This is a genomic window from Mycobacterium sp. OTB74, assembly GCF_029892685.1.
Classification (GTDB): Bacteria; Actinomycetota; Actinomycetes; order Mycobacteriales; family Mycobacteriaceae; genus Mycobacterium.
Genome location: NZ_JARXVD010000013.1, coordinates 146,881 through 170,409, shown reverse-complemented (window position 1 = coordinate 170,409; position 23,529 = coordinate 146,881). Strand labels below are relative to the sequence as shown.

The 23,529-nt window shown below is 65.5% G+C and carries 21 protein-coding genes and 1 tRNA gene; 8 read left to right on the top strand and 14 right to left on the bottom strand.

The genetic code is table 11. The features are described from left to right. Nucleotides 1-115: 115 nt before the first annotated feature. From M2432_RS18300 to M2432_RS18280, 5 genes are all read right to left on the bottom strand, one after another. A complete protein-coding gene (locus tag M2432_RS18300) occupies nt 116-637 on the bottom strand; it encodes a hypothetical protein (protein WP_280828230.1) in 522 nt (173 codons plus the stop codon). A gap of 3 nt (nt 638-640) precedes the next feature. Then, nucleotides 641-2,830 carry a DUF4185 domain-containing protein gene (locus tag M2432_RS18295; RefSeq protein WP_280828229.1) on the bottom strand — a complete coding sequence of 730 codons (2,190 nt, stop codon included), beginning with the start codon at nt 2,828-2,830 and terminating at the stop codon, nt 641-643. Nucleotides 2,831-2,986: 156 nt separating this feature from the next. Then, nucleotides 2,987-3,283, bottom strand: coding sequence for a DUF1905 domain-containing protein (locus M2432_RS18290; RefSeq protein ID WP_280828228.1), 297 nt, complete (start codon nt 3,281-3,283; stop codon nt 2,987-2,989). 10 nt (nt 3,284-3,293) lie between these two features. Continuing rightward, on the bottom strand, nt 3,294-4,190 hold the full coding sequence (locus M2432_RS18285) for a diacylglycerol kinase (RefSeq protein ID WP_280828227.1): 897 nt from the start codon (nt 4,188-4,190) through the stop codon (nt 3,294-3,296). Between the two features lie 74 nt (nt 4,191-4,264). Continuing rightward, a complete protein-coding gene (locus M2432_RS18280) occupies nt 4,265-5,845 on the bottom strand; it encodes an FAD-binding oxidoreductase (protein ID WP_280828252.1) in 1,581 nt (526 codons plus the stop codon). Nucleotides 5,846-5,907: 62 nt separating this feature from the next. On the opposite strand from M2432_RS18280, the gene M2432_RS18275 reads away from it, so the two are divergent. Together M2432_RS18275 and M2432_RS18270 are read left to right on the top strand one after the other, a co-directional pair. Next, a complete protein-coding gene (locus M2432_RS18275; RefSeq protein WP_280828226.1) occupies nt 5,908-6,507 on the top strand; it encodes a helix-turn-helix domain-containing protein in 600 nt (199 codons plus the stop codon). Beyond that, a complete protein-coding gene (locus M2432_RS18270; RefSeq protein WP_280828225.1) occupies nt 6,504-8,042 on the top strand; it encodes a glycerol-3-phosphate dehydrogenase/oxidase in 1,539 nt (512 codons plus the stop codon). Before M2432_RS18275 ends, M2432_RS18270 begins: the two co-directional genes overlap by 4 nt. On the opposite strand, the gene M2432_RS18265 is transcribed toward M2432_RS18270, so the two are convergent. From M2432_RS18265 to aceE, 8 genes are all read right to left on the bottom strand, one after another. Beyond that, complete coding sequence (locus M2432_RS18265; RefSeq protein WP_280828224.1) at nt 8,021-8,668, bottom strand: dihydrofolate reductase family protein; 648 nt, start codon at nt 8,666-8,668, stop codon at nt 8,021-8,023. The two genes, M2432_RS18270 and M2432_RS18265, sit on opposite strands and share 22 nt — an antisense overlap. Nucleotides 8,669-8,950: 282 nt before the next feature. Further along, complete coding sequence (locus M2432_RS18260; RefSeq protein WP_280828223.1) at nt 8,951-10,372, bottom strand: acyl-CoA carboxylase subunit beta; 1,422 nt, start codon at nt 10,370-10,372, stop codon at nt 8,951-8,953. A 51-nt stretch (nt 10,373-10,423) separates the two neighbouring features. Next, on the bottom strand, nt 10,424-11,692 hold the full coding sequence (gene kasB / locus M2432_RS18255; protein WP_280828222.1) for a 3-oxoacyl-ACP synthase KasB: 1,269 nt from the start codon (nt 11,690-11,692) through the stop codon (nt 10,424-10,426). 24 nt (nt 11,693-11,716) lie between these two features. Then, complete coding sequence (gene kasA, locus M2432_RS18250; RefSeq protein WP_280828221.1) at nt 11,717-12,967, bottom strand: 3-oxoacyl-ACP synthase KasA; 1,251 nt, start codon at nt 12,965-12,967, stop codon at nt 11,717-11,719. Next, nucleotides 12,964-13,257 (bottom strand): meromycolate extension acyl carrier protein AcpM, encoded by a 294-nt coding sequence (gene acpM, locus M2432_RS18245; protein ID WP_061006272.1) that lies wholly within the window; start codon nt 13,255-13,257, stop codon nt 12,964-12,966. The genes kasA and acpM overlap by 4 nt, the downstream gene beginning before the upstream one ends. Nucleotides 13,258-13,325: 68 nt before the next feature. Then, complete coding sequence (locus M2432_RS18240) at nt 13,326-14,246, bottom strand: ACP S-malonyltransferase (RefSeq protein ID WP_280828251.1); 921 nt, start codon at nt 14,244-14,246, stop codon at nt 13,326-13,328. A 139-nt stretch (nt 14,247-14,385) separates the two neighbouring features. Further along, entirely contained in the window at nt 14,386-15,675 is a 1,290-nt protein-coding gene (locus M2432_RS18235; RefSeq protein WP_280828250.1) for a PucR family transcriptional regulator, read from the bottom strand. Between the two features lie 67 nt (nt 15,676-15,742). Further along, entirely contained in the window at nt 15,743-18,532 is a 2,790-nt protein-coding gene (gene aceE, locus M2432_RS18230; protein WP_280828220.1) for a pyruvate dehydrogenase (acetyl-transferring), homodimeric type, read from the bottom strand. A gap of 151 nt (nt 18,533-18,683) precedes the next feature. On the opposite strand from aceE, the gene M2432_RS18225 reads away from it, so the two are divergent. The 4 genes from M2432_RS18225 (at nt 18,684) to M2432_RS18210 (ending at nt 20,433) form a co-directional block, all read left to right on the top strand. Beyond that, nucleotides 18,684-19,226: a hypothetical protein gene (locus M2432_RS18225; RefSeq protein ID WP_280828219.1), complete on the top strand. Its 543-nt coding sequence runs from the start codon at nt 18,684-18,686 to the stop codon at nt 19,224-19,226. A gap of 109 nt (nt 19,227-19,335) precedes the next feature. After that, on the top strand, nt 19,336-19,758 hold the full coding sequence (locus M2432_RS18220) for a DUF3052 domain-containing protein (RefSeq protein WP_280828218.1): 423 nt from the start codon (nt 19,336-19,338) through the stop codon (nt 19,756-19,758). 103 nt (nt 19,759-19,861) lie between these two features. Continuing rightward, a complete protein-coding gene (locus M2432_RS18215; protein WP_280828217.1) occupies nt 19,862-20,317 on the top strand; it encodes a peroxiredoxin in 456 nt (151 codons plus the stop codon). Nucleotides 20,318-20,358: 41 nt separating this feature from the next. After that, nucleotides 20,359-20,433, top strand: a tRNA-Val gene (locus tag M2432_RS18210). Nucleotides 20,434-20,577: 144 nt separating this feature from the next. Here M2432_RS18210 and M2432_RS18205 read toward each other — a convergent pair. Beyond that, a complete protein-coding gene (locus M2432_RS18205) occupies nt 20,578-21,210 on the bottom strand; it encodes a TetR/AcrR family transcriptional regulator (RefSeq protein WP_280828216.1) in 633 nt (210 codons plus the stop codon). A 139-nt stretch (nt 21,211-21,349) separates the two neighbouring features. Here M2432_RS18205 and M2432_RS18200 point away from each other — a divergent pair, with 139 nt between their 5' ends. Together M2432_RS18200 and M2432_RS18195 are read left to right on the top strand one after the other, a co-directional pair. Continuing rightward, the gene (locus tag M2432_RS18200) at nt 21,350-22,726 is read left to right on the top strand and encodes an FAD-binding oxidoreductase (RefSeq protein WP_280828215.1); all 1,377 of its coding nucleotides are present in this window, start codon (nt 21,350-21,352) and stop codon (nt 22,724-22,726) included. A gap of 133 nt (nt 22,727-22,859) precedes the next feature. Further along, entirely contained in the window at nt 22,860-23,522 is a 663-nt protein-coding gene (locus tag M2432_RS18195) for a class I SAM-dependent methyltransferase (protein WP_280828249.1), read from the top strand. Nucleotides 23,523-23,529: the final 7 nt, after the last annotated feature.

Here is a 23,529-nt window from a genome sequence, read left to right as displayed (position 1 = left end):
GGGCACGGAGTCGGGTAGCCGACGACATCGGGCACGGAGTCGGGTAGCCGACGACATCGGGCACGGAGTCGGGTAGCCGACGACATCGGGCACGGCGTGGGATAGCCGACGCCCCTCAGCCACGCTGCCAGAGGCAGTACCCGCTGAGCTTCACGGTGAACATGTGGTCGCTGACTTCGAAGGTCAGCGACCGGCCCGCGTCGGACGAATAGGTCTGCGGCGCTGACGTTCTGCCGGCGCCAATGACGTCTACGCTCTCAGCGCTGCATCGGGCTTCGCTGGTCTGCGGGCTCGCGGTCCAAGTTCCTGCCTTGGCTTCCGGATTGCGGCGGCCCTGCCCGTGGAGGACCAATTCACCGCCGGTGGTCAACCAGCGGTCTGACGAGGGATAGGGGTCGGCGAACGGCTGCCAGATACCGTCGCTGCACTGCAGCAGGTGCAGGTTGTTGCCGGTCGGCGCGGAGCCCGTCGGAGTCAGTGCCCCGGCAAGGACTTGGGCGCACGACGTGGCCGGCTGTGGCGGCGCCGCCTCGGATGGGCCGGTTGGTATCGGTGTGGGTTCGGCATCTGCGCATGCACCCGCGCTGACGAAGGCTGCCGCGCTGAGGGCTGCCGCAGACGCGAGGGAAAACCGCACGGGCTACACCGAGACAGTCTTCATCGATTGCAGGTCGGTCTGCATTAACTGGACGTTGTAGTCGCCCCAGTAGGACAAGTCGTAGTACAGGTAATGCGAGTTGTCCTGGATGGTGCCGTCAGGGTTGGTGGTGTTGAAGTAGCCGGTTCCCGACATCGGATGGACCATCGGGGCATACATGCCCGTGTTGGTTGTGTAGTTGTTGGTCACCAGCGTCGTCGGGTCCGACCAGGTGCCCTGCGGTGAATCCGACTCCCGCATCACCACGTTGTTGCCGCCGTCGGTGTAGAGCACCACGTACTTACCGAGATAGTCGTTGTACTGAACCGACATTTCGCTGACATTACCGAAGGTAGGTAGCCCCCCGACCCAGATGCCGTTGGCGATCTTGCTGAACAGCCCGAAGGTGAAGCAGTCGAGGACTTTGTACAGGGACGGCAGGAAATCGGTGGGGTTGGAGCCGAACACCGGGATTGCCGCCGACGGGTCCCCGGTCACCCACTGCCCGACGCCGCTGGAGTTCTGACCGGACCAGTACTGGTACGCACCAAGATCGGTGATCTGATCCTTCTGGACGCGAGCCAGGTATGCCGAGCCCTGGCGCCCGGATGGCGTCCCGTACACGTACACGTACGGATCGGTCGGGTCGTTCGACATCACCAGCCCGCTCTGCTGGAAGTGCTCGTCGCCGGGGACGTAAGCCGTGCTCGCGCGGAACCATCCGGAGGACCGAACGGTGCTGGGGTCGACGGTCCAGTTCTTGCCGCCGTCGGTGGAAGTGGCGATGGCTGCGTAATTGGTGGTCCAGCTGCCGGGGTTGTCCCAGGTGCGGATCGACATCACGGTGGCGTACTGCGTGTAGGTTCCGTCCGCGTTCTTGATGGCGATCGCGGAGGTCGGGATCATCGTGTAGGTCTGGCCGAATAGCCCGTTGAGGCCGCCCGGGTCGTAGATGATCTGGGTGGCGCCCGCGGGCGGACCCTGGGTCGAGTACCACTGGTGAACTCCGTTGGGATCGCCCGGGTATTGCGCCCCGGCGCTGATCATGGCGTCACTGAACTGCAGGCCGTTGGACAGGACGGTGTCGCTGGTGCGGAACAGGACGTTGTTGCGCCAGTCGCCGGTCATGTTCGCACCGCTGTAGGTGTCACCGAACAATGCGTAGATGATGGCCTTGCCGGTTGTGGAGTCGGTGTAGCCGCTGTTCCACAGGATTCCGAGGTCCGTGCCCGCGACGTACCAGTGGTCGGTGACGCCGGTACCGGTGACCCACCCGAGCTGGGTCGTGAAGTCCGACAGTGACGATGGGACCGTCGGCTTGGGCGTCAGGTTGTCGGTGGCCGCTGCTGTTGTCGTTGTCGTTGACGGGCTGACCGCCGCCGTCGGCTGGACGGTACTCTCGGCCACTACGGAGGCGGCGTTGGTGGCCGATACCAGGCGGGTGCCGCTCGGATTGACTGATCGATCGAATTCCCTTCGCGCCCAAGCCATCACTGCCCACAGCAGGGGAGACTGTTGCGGCGTGACCGGGTTGCCGCCCGCGGCGAGCGGGGACAGTCCCACGGCTGCCAGCAGCGTCGATACCACTGGGGGCGCGGCGACCTGGGGTGTGGTGACGTGCGCAGTGGACATGACCTGGCTGGCGGACAGTGACGTGATGGACAGTGTCTGGACGGCCTCTGCAGGAGCGACCGCACTCACCACGACAGGTGCCGTGGTGGCAGGTGTCGAGACAGGTTTGGTGACCGTGTCGGTGGCGGCGGCGATCTTCGGCGCCACGGTGCTGGGACGCTGCGCCGGGCTCGAGTAGGTCTTGGCGTTGTCGGATCGGGTGCGCGTCGGTTTGCCGGTCTGAGTCGCGGCCTGTTCGACGATGTCGGACGACGCGGTTTTGCTGCCGGTGGCCTTGCCGCTGAGCGGAGTTCGGGTTTTGTCGAGCTGGCTCTGGAGGTCCTTGCGGACTTGGTCCGCGAGCTTCGACAGCGGACTTTGACGCGTGGCAGCGGGCTTCTTGGTCGCTGAGCCCTCGCCGGCTGACGAGTCGGTGGACGCGTTGGTGTTGTGCGTACTGGTTTTCCCGGAGGTTCCGTTGTCGTCGGCCCATGCCATACCGGTCCCGGAAGCCATAGCGGTACCGATGCCCAGCGCCACGGCGAGTGCTCCGACACGGCCGATGTATTTGCTTGAATCCATGACGCTCCACGAATCGATTGGCGGCTCCGACCCACAAACAAGGTAGCTCTTGGCGGCGGCTGCCGAAGGGAAACACGCCGATCGATCCGGCACTACCGGCCCAGCCAGTGACCGGCACTATCACGTGATTAATGAATCTGCTTGCCGCCCTTGGGGCTACTTATGGCTGATGGTCACCGCTAGTCGCACGTGCACGACGTCCCCGTCGTCGATGCCTTCCGCGCGTCGTAGCGCCACCTTCAGCGGAACCAGGTACGTGCCGTCCTTCGGCATGAGCGACGTCTGCGCCTCGGTGTCACCGATACGCACTCGCGCAGGGATAACTCCCCAGCCGTAGGTCAGCTCGCCGCGATGATCGTGTAGGAACGCATCGACTTCCTCCGGGGTGACAACGAAGAAATAGGGTGCGGGGCCGCGCCATTGGAACACTTCGGCCGCGAACTGCCAGTCCACCCTCTCCAGGCTACGGAACCAGAACCCGCAATGCGTCCGGCACCGCCGAAACCGTCACCGGCAGCGGGCACATGAATTCCCCGTCGGCGTAAGCGTTTATCCCCGGGCAGTCGACGGTGACGGTGCGGGCCCGCGCCGTCCGGATCTCGGCGAGGTCGACGTGCGTGCCCTTGAATACGGTGGGGAACAACCGGACCAGCTTCAAGCGTGACGCGGAGGTGGCCATGGTGATATCGAGCATCCCGTCGTGTAGATCGGCGCCGGGCGTGATCAGCATGCCACCGCCGTAGCTGCGGGCATTGCCGAACGCCGCCAGGGTCAGCGGTGTGTCGTCTACCGGTCCGCCGTCAAAGCTCATGCGAAAGGGCAGCGACCTCAGCTGCGACAGCTCGGCCAACATCGCCATGTTGTAGCGCATCCGGCCGCGTGGCCAGCTCATCCGGTTGGCACGGTCGGTCACCAGCGAGTCGAATCCGGCCGCCATCACGGTGCCGAACCACCGGACGGTGCCGTCGGCGGCTTCGATGCGACCCAGATCGACGGATTCGGTGTGCCCGGTGGCGACGATGTCGGCGGCGGCCTCGGGGTCATCACGAGGGATGCCGAATTCACGGGCATGGTCGTTGCCGGTGCCGGCGGGGATGATGCCCAGTGGAACATCGCCCAGCGCAAGTGCTTGCAGCGCAAGGGAAATCATGCCGTCACCGCCGGCCACCACCACGGCATCGGTGCCGTGACCGAGTGCCTCGTCCAGCAGCCGCCGGGCGTGGGCCGCGTCGGCGCCGACCAGTTCACACACGTCGACGCCGCGCCGCTGCAGCCGCACGACAGCACGCTGTGCCGCCGCCGACCCATGACCATGTCCCGAGGTTGGGTTGGTCAGCAGGGTTATGCGCTCGAGCGTCATCGTGCTCCTCGCGTCCGCGGTGTCATCTTGCTCCTCGCGTCCGCGGTGTCATTTTGCTCCTCGCGTCCGCGGCGTCACGGAATCAGCTTGCCAGGGTTCAAGATTCCAACTGGGTCCAGTACCTGCTTGACCGCCCGCAGTACCTGCACGCCCAGCTCGCCGACTTCCGCGGTCATCCATGGTTTGTGGTCGGCGCCGACGGCGTGGTGGTGGGTGATGGTCGCCCCGCACCCGACGATTGCCTGGGACGCCGCGGTTTTCGCCGCCCGCCACTGCTCGATCGGGTTGCCGCGTTGGCCGGCCACCACGGTGAAATACAGCGATGCGCCAGTGGGGTAGACGTGCGAGATGTGGCACATCACCAAAGCCGGTGTGCCGCTTTCCTGCAGCGCCGTGGTCAGGGCATCGGTGACGGCCGTCTTGAGCGCCGGGACGTTGGACCAGGTGGTGGCGGTCTCCAGGGTTTCGCACAGCGCCCCTGCACTCAGCAGCGAGTCGCGCAGATACGGTGCCCCGAACCGGCCGTGCTCCCAGGCCCGGGCCTGGGCTTCGCCCAGCGAGGTGCCGCCGTGCGCGGCCAGTACGGCGCTGGTTTCCTCCTGCCTGCTGCGGGTGTGGGCCTCGGTGCCCTCGAAGACGGTGATGGCCAGGCAGCCGCCGGTGATGCTCTGCTCGCCGATGCTGCCGGTGGTAGCCAGATTTATGCCGGTCTCGACTTCGTCGGACAGTCGGATGACGGTCGGTCCGGTTCCGGTTTGGGTGACGGCACGCAAGGCCGTTGCACCGGTGGCGAAGTCGGGGAAGGACCAGGCCTCGTAGCGACTGGTTTCCGGCACCGGGTGCACCCGCACCCGCACGCGCGTGATGACGCCGAAGGTGCCCTCTGAACCGACGATCAGCTGACGCAGATCAGGACCGGCCGCCGATGCCGGGGCGCGGCCGAGATCGAGCACGCCGGCCGAGGTGATGACCGTCAGGCCGCGGACCATGTCATCGAATCGGCTATAACCCGCGGAGTTCTGGCCCGACGACCGGGTGGCGGCGAAGCCGCCGATGGTGGCGAATTGGAAGCTCTGCGGGAAATGGCCCAACGAGAAGCCTTGGGCACCAAGTAGTTCCTCGGCCTGTGGGCCGGTGACGCCGGCTTCTAGTTCTGCCTCGCCGGACTCCTTGTCCAGTGATACCAGGCGGTCCAGGCGGCGCAGGTCCAGCGACAGCACGGCGGCGAACTCGCCACGAATCGGGTCGAGCCCGCCCACGACGCTGGTGCCACCACCGAACGGCACTACTGCGATGCGGTTTTTCGAGCAGTATTCGAGGATCTGGCCCACCTGGTCCTCGGAGCCCGGCAACAGGATGGCGTCCGGTGCATCCTGTGGGCCGGTGTCCTTGCGGCGCAACAGATCCAGCGTGGACTTGCCGCCGGCGTGCAGCAGCCGATCGCGGTCGTCGGTGCGGCAGTAATCTTCGCCGACAATCGCCGCGAGCGCGTCACGGTCGGCGTCAGAAAGGGCGGACGGACGCAGCACGACGTCGTCGGGCTGAAGTTCATCGGTCGCGTTCGCCTCGACGCCCAGGGCTGCGGTCAGCAAGCCGCGGATGCCGTCCGAGAGTGGCTTGGCGGCACTCGGATCGCCCCAGGCGTTCCATGCCATCGGCGGCTGCAAGTGGTCTTGGGGGTGGGCGCTGCTGGCACTCATGCGTTACAGTATTACATATGGTGTCAATCAGTAACGATGATTCTCGCGACTCCGTTGCTCGGGACTCCACCGAAGACCGGATCATCGATGCCGCGGCCGACTGCGTTATCGCCTTCGGCGTGGATCGCGTGACGCTGGCCGAGATTGCCCGCCGCGCCGGGGTCAGTCGGCCGACGGTGTACCGCCGCTGGCCTGATACCCGCTCGATCCTGGCAACAGTTCTGACCACACGAATCACCAACTCGCTGAAGGACATCGCCGTCAACGGCACCGACCGTCAGGCCGTGGTGGGGCGGATGGTCGGGTTGGCCGGCAAGCTGCGCGACGATGACGTCATCATGTCGGTGCTGAGCACGGGACCCGACCTGGCCATGGTCTACATCGCCCAGCGAATGGGCACCAGCCAGCAGATCCTGCTCGAGGTGGTCGCCAGTGCGCTGGCGGAGGCTCAGCGCGACGGCAGCGTCCGCGCCGGCGACACCAGGCAAATGGCCGCCATGTGCCTACTTATCGTCCAATCGGCCGTCCAGTCCGCCCAGATGGTCGCCCCGGTCCTCGACGTGGCAGCCCTGGACATCGAACTTGCCCACTCGCTGAACGGATACCTCAAGCCATGACAAGTAGCGCTACCCTCAACGCCGCACGGCGCACCGCCGAACTGACCGCACTGGCTGACGCCCCGGTCGACGTCATCGTCATCGGCGGGGGCATCACGGGTGTCGGCATCGCGTTGGACGCCGCTACTCGGGGCCTGACTGTCGCGCTCGTGGAGAAACACGACCTGGCCTTCGGCACCAGTCGGTGGAGTTCGAAGCTGGTACACGGCGGTCTGCGCTATCTGGCCAGCGGCAACGTCGGCATCGCTCGGCGTAGCGCCATCGAGCGCGGCATCCTGATGAGCCGCAACGCCCCGCATCTGGTGCACGCCATGCCGCAACTGGTGCCCCTGCTCCCTGAAATGAGCAAGGCGTCAAGGGTATTGGTGCGCACCGGATTCCTGGCTGGCGACGCATTGCGCAGGCTGGCCGGCACGTCGGCGTCGACACTGCCGCGCTCGGGCCGCGTCGGTGCGGCGCCCGCCACTGAGTTGGTCCCCACCGTGCGTCGCAGCGGCCTCGACGGGGCTCTGCTCGCCTACGACGGCCAGTTGATCGACGACGCCCGGCTGGTCACCGCCGTCGCCCGCACCGCAGCCCAGTACGGCGCGCGCATCCTGACCCGGGTGGCGGCGTCTGCGGCCACCGGCAACTCGGTGCGGCTGACCGACCAGCTCACCGGCGAATCTTTCGTTGCCACCGCTCGCGTGGTGATCAACGCCGCGGGAGTATGGGCCGGCGAAGTCGATGGCTCAATCGCGTTGCGGCCCAGCCGCGGCACCCACCTGGTTTTCGATGCCACATCTTTCGGCAATCCGACTGCTGCGCTGACTGTTCCTATCCCCGGCGAACTCAACCGCTTCATCTTCGCCATGCCCGAACAACTCGGAAGGGTCTATCTGGGCTTGACCGATGAGGACGCACCGGGCCCGATTCCCGATGTACCGCAACCGACTTCATCCGAAATCAAGTTCCTGCTGGACACCGTCAACACGGCCCTGGCCATCAGCCTGACCGCCGCCGATGTAAAAGGTGCCTACGCCGGACTGCGGCCGCTGATCGACACCGGCGAGGGCCGCACCGCCGATGTGTCCCGCGAGCATGCGGTAGTGGAATCGTCCGAAGGCGTCCTGAGCGTCATCGGCGGCAAGCTCACCGAATACCGGTACATGGCAGAGGATGTGCTGAATCGGGCCGTGGCAGCCCGTGCTCTGAGGGCGGGGGAGTGCAGCACCCGGAACCTGCCGTTGGTGGGTGCGCCGGACAACCCGGTGTCGGACACGCGTCGTGCGGATCTGCCGGCGTCGCTGGTGGCGCGTTACGGCGCGGAGGCGTCGAACGTATTCAGCGCCGCCACCTGCGATCGACCGACCGAGCCGGTTGCCGACGGAATCGATGTCACCCGAGCCGAATTCGAGTACGCGGTGACTCACGAGGGTGCGTTGACCGCTGATGACATCCTGGACCGCCGCACCCGGATCGGCTTGGTGACGGCCGATCGGGAGCGGGTCGCTGCGGTGGCCGAGGAGTTCGCTCAGCGCCGCCAGAACAGGTGATGAGTAACCCCACTTGGGCTCGGCACCACGTCGCAGTGGAACCGGTCCAGCAGTTCGTCGGGTGACTCCCAGAGTTGGGTGCCGGAGCCGAGCGTGATGTTGGGGGACACCGCCACGTGCAAGGTGTCGATCAGATCAGCATCGAGGAAGGCGCGCACAGTGTGGGCCCCGCCGCCGATCCGAACGTCCTTGCCCTGCGCGGCTTCCCGGGCCAACGCAAGCACTTCGGCCGGTGAACCGTCGACGAAGTGAAACGTGGTGTCCGACAGGGAGAATGATGGCCGCAGGTGGTGCGTCATCACGAACACCGGGGTGTGAAACGGTGGCTCGTCACCCCACCAGCCCAGCCAGTCATGGTCGGCCCACGGCCCACGATGTGGGCTGAACTTGTTGCGCCCCATGATTTCGGCGCCGATGTTGTGGTGAAAGTCGCGGACCAGGTAGTCGTCCAGGCCGCGGCTTCCGCCCGGATCGGTGCGGTTGGGCCAGTTTGCGGTCGCGCCGCACCAGGCGAACATCGTCGCTGGGTCGGCGTGCCCGAACGGCCGCTCAAAGCTCTGCCCCTCACCGGCACCGAAGCCGTCCGCTGAGACATTGAAGTTCTGCACTTTAACCAGTTGGACCAAGGCTCTCTCCTAATTAGATGTCAGTGAGTAGACCTGGAGCGCTAGCAATACTCATCGCGGGTCGATGCGCGATGTCCGACGGGTAGAGGTGAGCCAGGTCCGATGGTCAGCTGTGGGTGCTATGCCGAGCGTGGCGGTTGTTGTTGAAGATTTCGCGAAAATTCGACGGCAGCCGACACATTCACCACAGGAGCCGGACAGCCGAGAAATCCCCCTAAACACGCGGTTTAGGGGGATTTCACTGGGGGCACCTCCCGCTTGCGGGGCACTGCTCGCGAGAGATCAGAGCGGGATGTTCTTGTGGCGACCACGCCGGGCCGGGGCTTCGGCCAAGGCCTGGGTGATCTTCGACCGGGTGTGGGCCGGGTCGATTTTCTCGTCCACCACACCGATCTCGATGGCGCTGTCCACACCACCGGCGATGCGCTCGTGCTCCAATGCCAGCTCTTCGTGCAGGGCCTCGCGCTCGTGATCGGGCGCGGCGGCCAACTTACGCTTGTGCAGGATGCCGACGGCGGCCTTGGCGCCCATGACGGCAACCTCGGCGTCCGGCCAGGCGAAGACCTTCGAAGCACCCAGCGAGCGCGAGTTCATGGCGATGTACGCGCCGCCGTAAATCTTGCGGGTCACCAGCGTCACCCGGGGCACCGAGCACTCGCCGAAGGCGTGCAGCAGCTTGGCGCCGCGGCGCACCACGCCGCCCCACTCCTGGTCGACACCGGGCAGGTAGCCCGGGACGTCCACCACGACGATCAGCGGGATGCCGAACGCGTCGCACAGCCGCACGAAACGTGCTGCCTTCTCAGCGCTTTCAGAGTTCAGGCAGCCGCCCAGACGCAGCGGGTTGTTGGCGATGACGCCCACCGACCGGCCCGCGAGCCGGCCCAGGCCGACCACGATGGACGGCGCCCACTTGCCCTGGAACTCTTCGAACGGCACGCCCTCGTCCAGCAGCGCTGTGACGATCGGGTGCACGTCGTAGGCACGGCGTGCCGACTCCGGCATCAGGGCCCGCAGGTCGGTGTCGCCGGCCTCGGCCTTGTTGCGGTCGAAATGACCCTGCTGGCAGAACAATCCGACCAGGCGACGGCCACGCTCGTAGGCATCCAGCTCATCGTCGGCGACGATGTGGCAGACGCCGGACTTCTTGTGGTGGGTGTCCGGGCCGCCGAGCGAGACCATGTCGACGTCCTCGCCGGTAACGCTGCGCACCACGTCCGGACCGGTGACGAACACCTTGCTGTCTGGCGCCATGATGATGACGTCGGTCAGCGCCGGGCCGTACGCCGCGCCACCGGCCGCGAAACCGACCACCACGGAAATCTGCGGGATGTAGCCGGAAGCGCGGATCATCGCCTCGAAGACCAGGCCCACGCCGTGCAGGGCGCGCACGCCCTCGGCCAGACGGGCCCCGCCGGAGTGCCAGATGCCGACGATGGGCGCCTGGTCCTCGATGGCGGTGTCGTAGGCGCGGACGATGTGCGCGCAGCCATCGACGCCCATGGCACCACCCATGACCGTTCCGTCGGTGCAGAACGCGACGGTCCGCACGCCGTTGACGGTGCCGGAAGCGGCCAGCACGCCGGACTTGTCCCGCTCATGGAGTAGCGAAACGCTGCCGTCGTCGAAGAAGGTCGAGAGCCGCAGCAGCGGGTCGCGAGGATCAAGAGACTCGGCGGTCGCCTCGGGTGCCAGGGTCGTCATCTGTTCAATCTCCTTGATCTCGCGGTAGGCGCTCACGGCTGCCGCGGTTGCTCAGTACCGGCCGAATGCGAGTGCGACGTTGTGTCCGCCGAACCCGAACGAGTTGTTGATCGCGTACCGGTAGTCTCCGTGCCGCGGCGCCTTGGCGACCACGTCCAGGTCGATCTCCGGATCTAGGTTCTCCAGATTCAGTGTGGGCGGGATGACGCCGTCGCGCAGCGCGAGCACGGTCAGGATGGATTCCACCGCGCCGACCGCACCGACCGAGTGGCCCAGGGCCGACTTCGGGGCGTACACCGCGGGCCGGTGGCCTTTCATCGCATTGTTGATGGCCACACCTTCGGCGACGTCGCCGACCGTGGTGCCGGTGGCGTGCGCGTTGACGTGGTCGATGTCAGTGGGCACCAGACCGGCCAGTTCGATGGCCCGGGTCATGGCGTAACCGGCCTGCTCGCCGTTGGGGTCCGGGGCCACGATGTGGTAGCCGTCGGAGGTCACGCTGGCACCCATCAGACGGGCCAGGATGTTGGCGCCGCGGGCCTTGGCGTGTTCCTCGGTCTCCAGCACGAGTAGCGCGGCGCCCTCACCGAACACGAAACCGTTGCGGTCGCGGTCGAACGGGCGACAGGCGCCGGCCGGGTTGTCATTGGTGTTGGACAGCACGATGCGCATCTGGGCGAACCCGGCGATCGGCACTGCCTCGATCTTGGTTTCGACGCCGCCACAGATGGCGACGTCAGCCTCGCCCAGCACCAGCTGGCGCCAGGCGTTCGCGATGGCTTCGGAACCGGACGCGCACGCCGAGATCAGGGTGCTCACCCCAGCCTTGGCCTTGCGGTCCAGCCCGACTGCCGCGGCCGGCCCGTTGGGCATGAACATCTGGACGACCAGCGGCGATACCGCCCGCAGCCCGCGTTCGCGCATGCCGTCGTAGGCGAAGACCAGCTCCTCGGCGGAGCCGATGCCGGTACCCATGGACACCATGAGTCGGCGCGGATCAACGTCCGGCGAGCCTGCGTTTTCCCAGACTCGCCGGCCGATGACCGTCGACATTTTTTGCAGATATGACAGGCGACGCAGTTCGACCCGCGTCAGTTCACTTTCGAAATCCTCGTGCAGGTGCCCGCCGATGCGGACGGGTAGGTCGTACTCCTCGATGAAAGCGTCATCGAGGAGGCGAATCCCACTTTCCCCCTCAAGGAGTTTCTTCCATGTGGTTTCAGCATCGGTTGCCAACGCCGTCGACATCGCGACACCGGTGACGACGACATTGGGGAGACCATTCCCCGTTGACAACTTCTTTGCGGTTACCTCTGCCATTACTGCCCCAGATTTCCCTTCGACTCAGTAACGCCCAAAGGCTAGGGCGACATTGTGTCCACCGAACCCGAATGAGTTGTTGATGGCGTACTTGTAGTCGCCATAACGAGGCGCGCCCGCAACAACATCGAGATCAATCTCGGGATCCGGTGTTTCGTAGTTCAGCGTCGGAGGGATGACACCGTCACGCAGCGCCAGCACCGTCAACACCGACTCGAGTGCACCGACGGCCCCGATGGAGTGGCCGAGTGCGGATTTCGGCGCGTACACCGCAGCGTTCTGACATCCGGCGACTCGGATGGCATTGGCCTCGGCGGTATCACCGATCGGCGTGGCCGTGCCGTGGGCATTGACGTGGTCGATGTCCTTGGCTTCCAGCCCGGCGGTTTCCAGCGCACGCTTCATCGCGGCACCGGCCCGCTGGCCGTCGTCGGCCGGGGCCACCATGTGGAACGCGTCCGAGGTGATACCCGCACCCATGATCCGAGCCAGCGGCTTGGCGCCACGGGCCAGGGCGTGCTCCTCGGTCTCGATGATCATCATCGCGCCGGCCTCGCCGAACACGAAACCGTCGCGATCCTTGTCAAACGGACGCGAGGCACCCGCGGGATCGTCGTTGCGGGTCGACATTGCGCGCATCATCGAGAACGCCGCGATCGGCAGCGCCTCGATGCCGCCTTCCACGCCGCCCACGACGGCGAAGTCCGCGTCACCCATCACGATCTGACGCCAGCCGTGGGCGATGGCCTCAGAACCCGACGAGCACGCCGACACCGGGGTGATGACCCCGGCACGGGCGCCCAGCTCCAAGCCGGCGACCGCAGCGGCACCGTTGGGCATGATCATCTGAACGGCGAGCGGGCTGACCTTGCGAATCCCGCCCTCGTTCATCGCGTCGTAGGTTTCGACGATCTTCTCGCCACCGCCAAGGCCGGTGCCGATCACGACAGCGAAACGATCCGGATCGACCTCAGGGACACCCGCGGACTGCCACAACCGTCGGGCCAGCACGAGCGACATGCGCTGCACGTAGGAATTGCGGCGCAGCTCGATGCGGGTCAGGTGGCTGTCGAGGTCATCGACCAAGTGACCACCGATACGCACCGGAAGGTCCCACTTGGTGACGAAGTCGTCGGTCAACTCACGGATGCCGCTTTCTCCGGCCAGGAGGCCCTTCCACGTGCTCTCGATGTCAGCGGCGAGCGCCGTGGTGGCCTCCACGGCGGTCACCACGACGTTCGGGAAGCCTCCGTTAGCAGTGGAAGGCCTGGTCACTTGCTGAACTTATCGCGAAGGGCGGCGGCAGCTTCGGGGTTTTCTTCCTCGAGCTTCTGGATGTAGGCGACGACGTCACCAACGGTGCGCAGACCGGCCAGGTCCTCGTCCGGGATCTTCACGCCGTACTTGTCCTCGGTCTGGACGGCGATCTCAACCATGGACAGCGAGTCGATGTCCAGGTCGTCGACGAAGGACTTCTCCGGGGTCACCTCAGACGGCTCAATGCCGGTGACCTCTTCGATGATCTCGGCGAGGCCGGCGATGATTTCTTCTTGACTGGCAGCCACGATGGCTCCTTCTCTGTTGGATCGGCACACGGTGTGCCTGGGTGGATGTATCTGGGCCGACAGGCCTGTCAGAACTCGGCGAGTGCGTCCAGGTCTGCGGGGGTCTTGATGGCGTAGGTCGGCACGCCCTTGCACTCGCGCTTGGCAATGCCGGTCAGGGCGCCGGCGGGCGGGAACTCGATGATGCCGGTCACCTCTTGCCCGTCAAACCGGGTGCGCATGGTGGCCGAGCACAGGTCCCAGCGCACCGGGCGGGTCATCTGGGCGACCAACTTCTCCATGGCGTCGGCCGCTGACGAAACAGGCTGGCCGTCGGCGTTTGAGAGCAGCGTGGTGGTCGGTTCGCTCGCGGTCACCGTTGCGGCGGCTGCGGCGTACGGCTCGGCGGCCGAAGACATGTAGTGGGTGTGGAACGCGCCGGCGGTGGCCAGCTGACGCACCCGGGCCTTGGCCGGCGGGTCCTCGGCAAGCTTTTCCAGGGCTGAGACGGCACCGGCCGCCACGATCTGCCCGGCCGCATTGCGGTTGGCCGGCACGAGTTCGAGGGCTTCCAGGCGGGCCAGCACCTCGGCTTCGTCGCCACCGAGGACGGCGGACATGCCGGTGGGCTCCAGCGCACAGGCCTTGGCCATCTCGGCACCGCGGGTGGCAGCCAACTTGATGGCGTCGTCGGCGGAGATGACACCGGCGATGGCGTAGGCGGCGATCTCGCCGACGGAGTGCCCGGCCACGATGGTGGTGGCACCGGACAGCAGACCGCGCTTGGTCAGCTCTTCGTGTGCAAGCAGGGTGGCCGCGACGACCAGGGGCTGGGTCACCGCGGTGTCGGTGATCTCCTCAGCGGTCGCGGTGGTGCCCAGGCGGGCCAGGTCCAGGCCGCTGATGTCGGACCACGTCGCGAGACGGTCAGCTACGCCCGCCAGCTCAAGCCACGGGGCGAGCATTTCGGGGGTCTGAGAACCCTGCCCAGGAGCGAGCAGCGCAAGCACGGGTGTTTGAGGCACGGATTAAGAAAACACTGTGAAGGCGGATTTACCTCGTGTAAGAGAATATGAACCTCGTCTTAGGATTTTGTGGAATGTCTACAAAAGTGCACGTGATGCGATGCGGGCGAGACCGGATTGCGACCTAGGTCACTGCCCGGGTCTGCGCCGACAGGCCCAAATCGTCCATCTCGGGTGCTCTGAGCAGGTTGTTTGCTGTGGTTGCGTGGGGTGCGTGGCGGTTCAGCCGACCCACCGTAGAAGCCACTCTTAATACATAAGCATCACGCGGCACCATCGGATCGCGGCCGGTGAAGTCGGCGATTCGGCGCAGTCGGTACCGGACGGTGTTTGGATGAACGAACAATTTGCGGGCGCACGCCTCTATGGCACCCCCGGCATCGAGGTAGGCATCCAGGGTCTCGGCAAGGGCCGGACCTGCGTCTGCCAGCGGCCGGACCACCTCCATCTCCAGGGCTGTGATGGCCGATCGATCGCCGAGTAGTGCACGTTCGGGCAGCAGTTCCCGAGCCGGCACCGGGCGTGGTGCGTTGGTCCATCCGGACACCGCGTTCATGCCCGAGATGGCCTCGGTGGCGCTGTAATGCGCCGCCGATAGGGTCGCCGCCACGGGTCCGATGACCACCGGCCCGTCAGCGAATACCGACATCAATTCGCCGAGGAACCGATCGGTGGGCGAGATATGTCCCGACACGATGGCGACCAACCAGGTGCCGTGCACGTCGGACAGGGCTACCCGGCCGTTGCGGGTGGTGACGTCATGTACGTCCTCGCTGGCCAGATCGACCCGGTCTGGCTGGGGTAGTCCCACCACGACTGTCGCGGGCGCCGTGGCGTCCCAGTTCAGTGCAGCAGCCTGGGACTGCAAGGCGGGGCCGACGTCACCGCGCACCACGGCGTCGACCACGTTGGCCTCCATCCGGGTGTCCCACGCACCCCGGGCTTCGGCGGCGTCGGCGTATGCGGTGGCCGCGGCGAAGGCCAAATCGCGGCTGTAGCGCAGGATGCCCGCGGTGAGGGCGGTCAGTTGCTCCTCGCTGCGGGCCAACAGCGGTACCACCTCTTCGAAGAACTCCATGGTGACGCGCACCATCTCGACCGTCTGCCGCAGCGCGATGCGCCGCTTCAGCTCTTGAGGCACCACCTCGAAGGCCTGTGCGGTGTAGCTGACGTCGCTGTTTGGATCACGCATCCACTCGACGAAGTTGACCACCGCGGTCTGCACCACCAGGTGCACGCTGGCCCGTTGGGAGGCCTCCAAGTCGGCGAAGAACGGCAACCGCTCCTCGAGCGCGTGCACCGCCTGGGTGGCCAAGGTGCCGGAGTACTGCTTGAGACGGCGCAGCACCGTCTCCGGCACGTTCTCCAGCACCTCTAGCGTCGACTTCGGCGGGACGAACCGATGGTCGGCCATTTTGTCGGGCACAGCTAAAAGCTACGCCTGTTGTCTGGTGATTTCCGCCAGTGCTGGTCGCGAGGACCTACGCGCTGCCGGTGTCCACGTAGGACACTTCCGCCGCTGACACATCGTCGATCCGGTACTGCTTGGCCGCCGCCACCGCCACCGACGGGTCGATCTCGCCGTCCCGGGCCAGTGCTTCGAGCACCGCCACCACCACCGATTCGGCGTCGGTGTTGAAGTAGCGCCGAGCCGCCGGGCGGGTGTCCGAGAAGCCGAAGCCGTCGGTACCGAGGGTGACGTAGGTGTTGGGCACCCATGGGCGGATCTGCTCGGGTACGGCCCGCATCCAGTCCGACACCGCGACCACCGGTCCCGAGGTGGGGGCCAGCTTCTGCGTCACGTAGGGCACCCCGATGGGATTCTCCGGGTGCCGCAGCGCCTCCCGATCGATCGCGACCCCGTCCCGGTTCAGCTCGCCCCAGCTGGTCACCGACCAGACGTCGGCCGCCACGTCCCATTCGGCGGCCAGCAGGTCAGCGGCGCGCAGCGCCTCGGGCATGGCAACACCCGAGGCCAGAATCTGCGCGGTGCTGGTTCGCTTCTCTGTGGCGGCTCGGTACTGGTACAGCCCGCGCAGCACGCCCTCGGGGTCCAGGTTCTCGGGCTGGGCCGGTTGTGGGTACGGCTCGTTGTAGATCGTCATGTAGAAGTAGACGTTCTCGGGGTTCTCGCCATACATCCGCTGCAGACCGCTTTCGATGATGTATGCGATCTCGTAGGCGAACGCCGGGTCGTAGGCCACCACGGCAGGGTTGGTCGAGGCCAGCAGTAGCGAGTGCCCGTCGGCATGCTGCAGCCCTTCACCAGTGAGCGTGGTGCGACCGGCCGTCGCGCCCAATACGAATCCACGGGCCATCTGATCGGCCGCTGCCCAGAAGCTGTCGCCGGTGCGCTGGAACCCGAACATCGAATAGAAGATGTAGATCGGGATCATCGGCAGGTCGTGGGTGGCATACGAGGTCCCCACGGCGGTGAACGACGCGGTGGAGCCCGCCTCATTGATGCCCTCATGCAGGATCTGGCCGACTTCACTTTCCTTGTACGCCAGCATCAATTGGGCGTCCACGGCGGTGTACAGCTGGCCGTTGCGGTTGTAGATCTTCAGGCTCGGGAACCACGAGTCCATACCGAAGGTACGGGCCTCGTCCGGGATGATGGGCACCAGCCGCGGCCCAATGTTCTTGTCCCGCAACAGTTCTTTGAACGTGCGCACTGTTGCCATGGTGGTGGCCACGGCCTGGTTGCCGGACCCCTTCTTCAGTGGCGCGTACGCATCACGGCCCGGCAATGTCAGTGCTCTGCTCTTGGTGCGACGTTCGGGCAGGAAGCCTCCGAGGGCCCGGCGCCGGTCCAGCATGTAACGGATTTCCGGCGATTCGGGGCCGGGGTGGTAATACGGCGGCAGGTACGGGTTCTCTTCGAGCTGGGCATCGCTGATCGGCACCCGGGTTGCATCACGGAAATTCTTGAGGTCTTCGAGCGCAAGCTTTTTCATCTGGTGGGTGGCGTTGCGGCCCTCGAAGTGGCTGCCCAGCGTGTAGCCCTTGATGGTCTTGGCCAGGATGACGGTCGGCTGGCCCTTGTGCTCCATCGCGGCCCGGTAGGCGGCGTACACCTTGCGGTAGTCGTGGCCGCCGCGCTTGAGGTTCCAGATCTCCTGGTCGGTCATCGGCTCGACCAGAGCCTTGGTGCGTGGGTCGCGGCCGAAGAAGTGATCGCGGACGTAAGCGCCGTCGTTGGCCTTGTAGGTCTGATAGTCGCCGTCGGGCGTCGAGTTCATCAGGTTGACCAGGGCGCCGTCGCGGTCGGCGTGCAGCAGCGCATCCCACTCGCGGCCCCACACCACCTTGATGACATTCCAGCCGGCGCCACGGAAGAACGACTCCAACTCTTGGATGATCTTGCCGTTGCCGCGCACCGGTCCGTCCAGGCGTTGCAGGTTGCAGTTCACCACGAACGTCAGGTTGTCCAGCGCCTCGTTGGCAGCCACCTGGATCAGGCCGCGGCTCTCCGGTTCGTCCATCTCACCGTCGCCCAGGAACGCCCACACGTGCTGATCGGAGGTGTCTTTCAGGCCGCGGTCGTGCAGGTAGTGGTTGAACCGGGCCTGGTAGATGGCGTTCATGGGACCCAATCCCATTGACACCGTCGGGAATTCCCAGAAATCGGACATCAGGCGCGGGTGCGGGTAGGAGGGCAGGCCACCGCCGGCGTGACTGTGCTCCTGGCGGAACCCGTCCATCCGGTCGGCGCTCAAGCGGCCCTCCAGGAAGGCGCGAGCGTAGATCCCGGGCGAGGCGTGGCCCTGGATGAAGATCTGATCACCACCGCTGGGGTGGCCCTTGCCGCGGAAGAAATGGTTAAAGCCGACCTCGTACAGTGAGGCGGACGAAGCATAGGTCGAAATATGGCCGCCCACACCGACTCCCGGCCGCTGCGCGCGGTGCACCATGATCGCCGCATTCCAGCGAATCCACCGGCGGAATCGGCGTTCGACCTCTTCGTCGCCGGGGAACCACGGTTCCAGCTCGGTCGGGATGGTGTTGACGTAGTCGGTGGACGTCAGCGCCGGGATGGCGACGCGACTTTCGCGGGAGCGTTCCAGCAGGCGCAGCATCAGGTAGCGGGCACGCGCGGGCCCCGACCGACCCAGCATCTCGTCGAACGATTCCAGCCATTCGGCGGTCTCGTCGGGGTCGATGTCGGGTAGGTATGACGCAACACCATCGCGGATCACCCGAACCCGATCGGGTTCGGCTGCGGTGCTGGAGTTTTGAGCCAGGTCTTGGCGCGCGAACTCGGTGGTCAACTGCCGCTCCTTGCGTATTTTGTTTTCTGTTGCTTGTGGCAGTGCCTATCGTCCACCTATCGTGCCGCGCTGGCAGCGCCGGGGTGTGCTACCGGCGAGTACGAATTGATGAACCGGCGATGAACCCGACGAACCGGTACGGTCAGGCATTGTGATCAGTCGGCAAGTCCTGGCGCGACGCCTTCGGGTGGGCGTCGGCGTGCTCGGCGGCCTAGCTGCCAGCGCCATGATTGTCGTCGGGTGCGCCAAGGTCACCGACGGCAGTTCAACCGTTGATACGCCGCAAGCTGCGGCATATCGGACGTCGGTGTCGGTGTCCAGTGCCTCGGCGGCCAGCTCGGCCTCAGTCGCGGCGGTCGTGGGAGCATGTCAGCCTTTCGGCGACGCCATCGACACCGTCCTGACAGACGTCAATGCCTATGTCTCTGCGGTAAACAACGGCAGCGCTGATTCGGCGACCACGCAGGCGGCTGTCGACGCGCTCAACCACAGCGCCGACGCGGTGTCCCAAGCCTCGACCGCCGGGGTGTCGAGCGACCTCAAGAATGCGTTGAGCAGCTGGGTGGACGCCGCGCGGGCACTCGCCGGCGCGATCGGCAGCAATGCGGCAACTGACCCGTTCAACGACGCGGTGAACAAGCTCAACGCGGCGAAGTCCACCATCCAAACGCTGTGCATAGCGGGCACTCATTGATCAAGGATTCGTGAACGTGCGTGGCATGCGGCCAATGAGTTGTACCGTCATGCGACGATGGGGTTCCACCCATATGGGCAGCAAACAGGCAGGTTAAAGGAGGACACCGGTGGCCGCGGCGGACGCGCCGAACTTCGCCCACAGACTGGGCATTCAGAAAAGTCAGATCGTTCAGGAGTTGGGCTGGGACGAGGACACCGACGACGACATCCGTGCAGACATCGAAGATGCCTGCGGCAGTGAGCTTCTCGACGAGGACTCGGATGACGTGGTGGACGTGGTGCTGCTGTGGTGGCGCGACGACGATGGTGACCTGGTGGACCGCTTGATGGACGCCATCACTCCGCTGGCTGAGGACGGTGTTATCTGGGTGGTCACCCCGAAGACCGGTAAGCCCGGCCACGTGCAGCCCGCTGAGATCGCCGAGTCGGCGCCTACGGCCGGGCTGGTGGTGACGTCGTCCGCCAACCTGGGCGACTGGATCGCCAGCCGCTTGGTGCAGCCGAAGTCGAAGGCCGCGGGCCGGCGCTAGTGCGGTATGTCCCTCGGGGGCCGGACGTTCGCCCCGCGGACGTAACTACAGGGCGGCGAACACGCGCGCAGACCGCCATCTGGTTACGTTCGCGAGATTTTCGATGATCCCGGTCGGTGCTCCGGCGCCTGACTTCACCCTGAAGGACCAGCACGGCCGTCCGGTGACAATGTCGGCGTTGCGCGGGTGCAATGTGCTGGTGGTGTTCTTTCCGCTGGCGTTCACCCCGGTGTGTGCGGGGGAGCTCGGCGAGATTCAGGATCACCTGGCGACGTATCGCAATTCCTCGGTGGAGACGTTGACGATTTCGGTCGGGCCACCGGCCACCCACAAGGTCTGGGCCCGTGAATCAGGCTTCGATTTCCCGATCCTGTCGGACTTCTGGCCGCACGGCGCGGTGTCCCAGGCCTACGGCGTGTTCAACGCCGACGCCGGCTATCCGGACCGCGGCACCTTCGTGGTGGATCGGACCGGCGTGGTGCGGTTCGCCGAGTGCACGTCGCCGGGGGAGCAGCGGGACCAGTCGGTGTGGGTATCGGCGCTGGCTGCGCTGAATTGATTTTCCCTTGGCGCGTTAAGCCGTGTAGCGTGCCCGACGCAGGGCGCGTAGCTCAGTGGTAGAGCTCTGGTTTTACACACCAGCGGTCGGCGGTTCGATACCGTCCGCGCCCACCATTATTCACTGAGGTCAGAGGCCTATCAGTGGTGCAACGGCATTGATGGCACATCCCCGTTGTGTCAAAAGTGTGCCCGAGAAGCCATGCCGGCAAAGGACTTCCAGCGTGACTGCCATGTCATGGGCTGCAGACGCTCCTGACGCTATGAGGGTTTCAGCAGGGCTTGGCTCACCGCGGTGCAGAGCCATTGTTCAGCTTTTTGGTAGGTCCACCCGTTGTCGTCGACGAGAGTGAAGAATCCGGCGTAGCCGAGGTAGAACCAGATGATGTCGAGGGCTGCGTCGGCGTCCATGCCTTCGCGCAGAGCGCCCAGGTCGGCGAGGCGCTGGGCCGCCAGGCCATTACCACCGCGATAACGGGAGGTGGCGAGGGCAAGTCCTTCGGCGGCGACCTGGTCATGGGGGGCTGCAGCAAGCACGATGCGCATGATGTCGCCGTACTCCTGGCGCATTTTGCGGGTCAGCTCGGCGAGATAACGGACGATTTCGTTGGGGTCATTGAGGTTTTCGATGTGCTCGCGGGCCTCGGCAACGACCGGTGCAGCCGACCATTCGTCGATCAATGTGCACAGCAGTCCTTGCTTGCCGCCGTTGACGGAGTACACGGTGGCCGGAGAGACGCGGGCGGCGGCCGCGATTTCGTTGACGGTCGTGGCGAAGTAGCCCTTTTCCGTGAACAACCGCCGGGCTGCAGCCACCACCGCGCGGCGGGTTGTTTCGGCGTATTCCGCGCGCCGGCTGATGGGTTCGCTGGGCGTCGACGTCTGCGGGCTCACGAGCACTCCTTTTGTCATCAGAGCTGTGCTCAGCTCAGCATATCAAATACCCTCTTGCTAGAGCGACACTCTAGCGAGCATACTTATGCTCTATCGGATCGATTCCCGCCATCGGGAAGCCCATCGAGGAGGAAAACCCATGACGACCGAAACCCAGCTGATGGCCCCGCCCTCGCGGAACCTGCTCGCTGACCTGCCCGCGGGTCGGGTCTTATCGGGGTCCACGTACGACGCGAGCGTGCGGATCTGGAACGCTGCCGTCACTCACGAACCGGCCCTGATAGTGCGGCCAGAATCGCCCGCCGAGGTGCGGGCCGCGGTTCTCGCCGCACGAAACCACGATGTGGCGCTGTCGGTTCGAGGAGGTGGCCATGACTGGGCCGGCAGGTCGCTGCGACACGGTGGCCTGGTTATCGACATGTCGGGAATGAAGGGCCTCGCGGTTGACACCCAAGCGCGGGTGGCCATCGTTCAGGGCGGCGCAACCGCCAGCGAGGTCATCGGCGTAGCGCAGCCCCACGGTCTCGCGGCCGTCACCGGCACCATAGGCGCCGTCGGGATTGCCGGCCTGACACTGGGTGGGGGATACGGGCCACTCAATGGCCGGAGCGGTCTATCGCTGGACAACGTGCTGCGGGCCGAGGTGGTCCTGGCCGACGGACGCCACGTCGCCGCGACACCCACCGAAGAGCCCGAGTTGTACTGGGCCCTGCGCGGCGGCGGAGGGAACTTTGGTGTGGTGACGTCGCTGACGCTGCAACTGCACCGCGTTCCGAGCGTATTGGCTGGCCTCATTGTCTATCCCTGGTCGCAGGCCGCCGATGTGTGGGCACGGATCGACGAGGTTCTCGCCGATTGTCCCGACGAACTCACCGTCCAAAGCGGAGTGCTGCCCAGTCCTGACGGCCCGATGTTGTTCTTGTCGCCGGTGTGGAGCGGTCAGCTGTCACAGGGTGAGCGCGCGATCGACGAGTTGTTACGTGTGGGCGACCCGCTGTCCTCGCAGGTCGCTCCGATGAGCTACGCCGACATGTTGCGCTTGTTCGACGCGCATATCGTCACCGGCCGCCACTACGCGATGGCGACCCGGACCGTGGCGAGCTACTCTCCCGACGTCATCGCGGGACTTGTCGATGCCGGCGATTCAAAAACATCGGCGCTGTCCGGCATCGTCGTTCATCATTTCCACGGTGCCGCCACTCGCGTTCCCGTCGAAGAGACCGCCTTCGGTATTCGCCGCTCGCACTACATGATTGAGATTCTTGCCGCGTGGGAACCAGGCGACCGGGCCGCTCGGCACCGCGACTGGGCGCATCGTGTCGCCCACAACCTGGCTCGCCACGCACTGCCCGGCGGCTATCCCAACATGCTCGGCCCAACCGACCACGAACAGATCGCGCACGCATACGGGCCCAACGGCCCACGGCTACGCGCAGCCAAAAATCGATTCGACCCGGACGGGATCTTCTCGGCAATCCCGCTGCCACCTAAGTTGAGTGGCTGCACCCAAGGCTAGCCGGGGACAAGCAGCGGCGAGCCCACCCGACGGCAGAAGCGAAACCCGGCGTTCGTAATTCAGTGGTTCGATGACCAAGTCGGCGCTCAAGATGCAGACAAGGAAAGGTGGGTTGGGGCAAATGCAAGAAGCGATGGGCTGGGAAAGCGCATATCGGGAGGAGGGCGACTTCGAGGGCCCTCCGCCGTGGAACATCGGCGAACCCCAGCCAGAGTTCGCCGCCGTGATCCGAGCAGGCAGAGTGCGCAGCGATGTTCTCGAGGTTGGGTGCGGTTACGCCGAGCTTTCGCTGAAGCTAGCCGCCGACGGTTACACGGTGTACGGCATCGATCTGGCTCCGACGGCTATCGCCGCGGCAACCAAGTCTGCCGCGGCTCGCGGGCTGCGGAGTGTCACGTTCCAACAGGAAGACGTCACCACCATGGCCGGGTTCGACGGGCGCTTCAATACGGTTCTGGACAGCGCGCTGTTCCATACGCTTCCCGTCGAGCAGCGCGACGACTATCTGCGCTCGGTATCCAATGCCGCTGCACCAGGCGCTGGTTACTACGTTCTGGTGTTCGCCAAGGGCGCCTTCCCGACTGATATGGAGACCGCAACAAAGCCAAACGAGGTGGACGAGGCGGACCTGCACGCGATCGTCTCGAAATACTGGGTGATCGACGAGATCCGGCCGGCGTTCATTCATGCCAATCCCCCGCAGATCTCGGGTGTCATGATCCCCTCACACGAGCGCGACGAGAAGGGCAGGGTGAAATTTCCGGCCTACCTGCTGTCAGCGCACAAGGTTCACTAACCCTTGT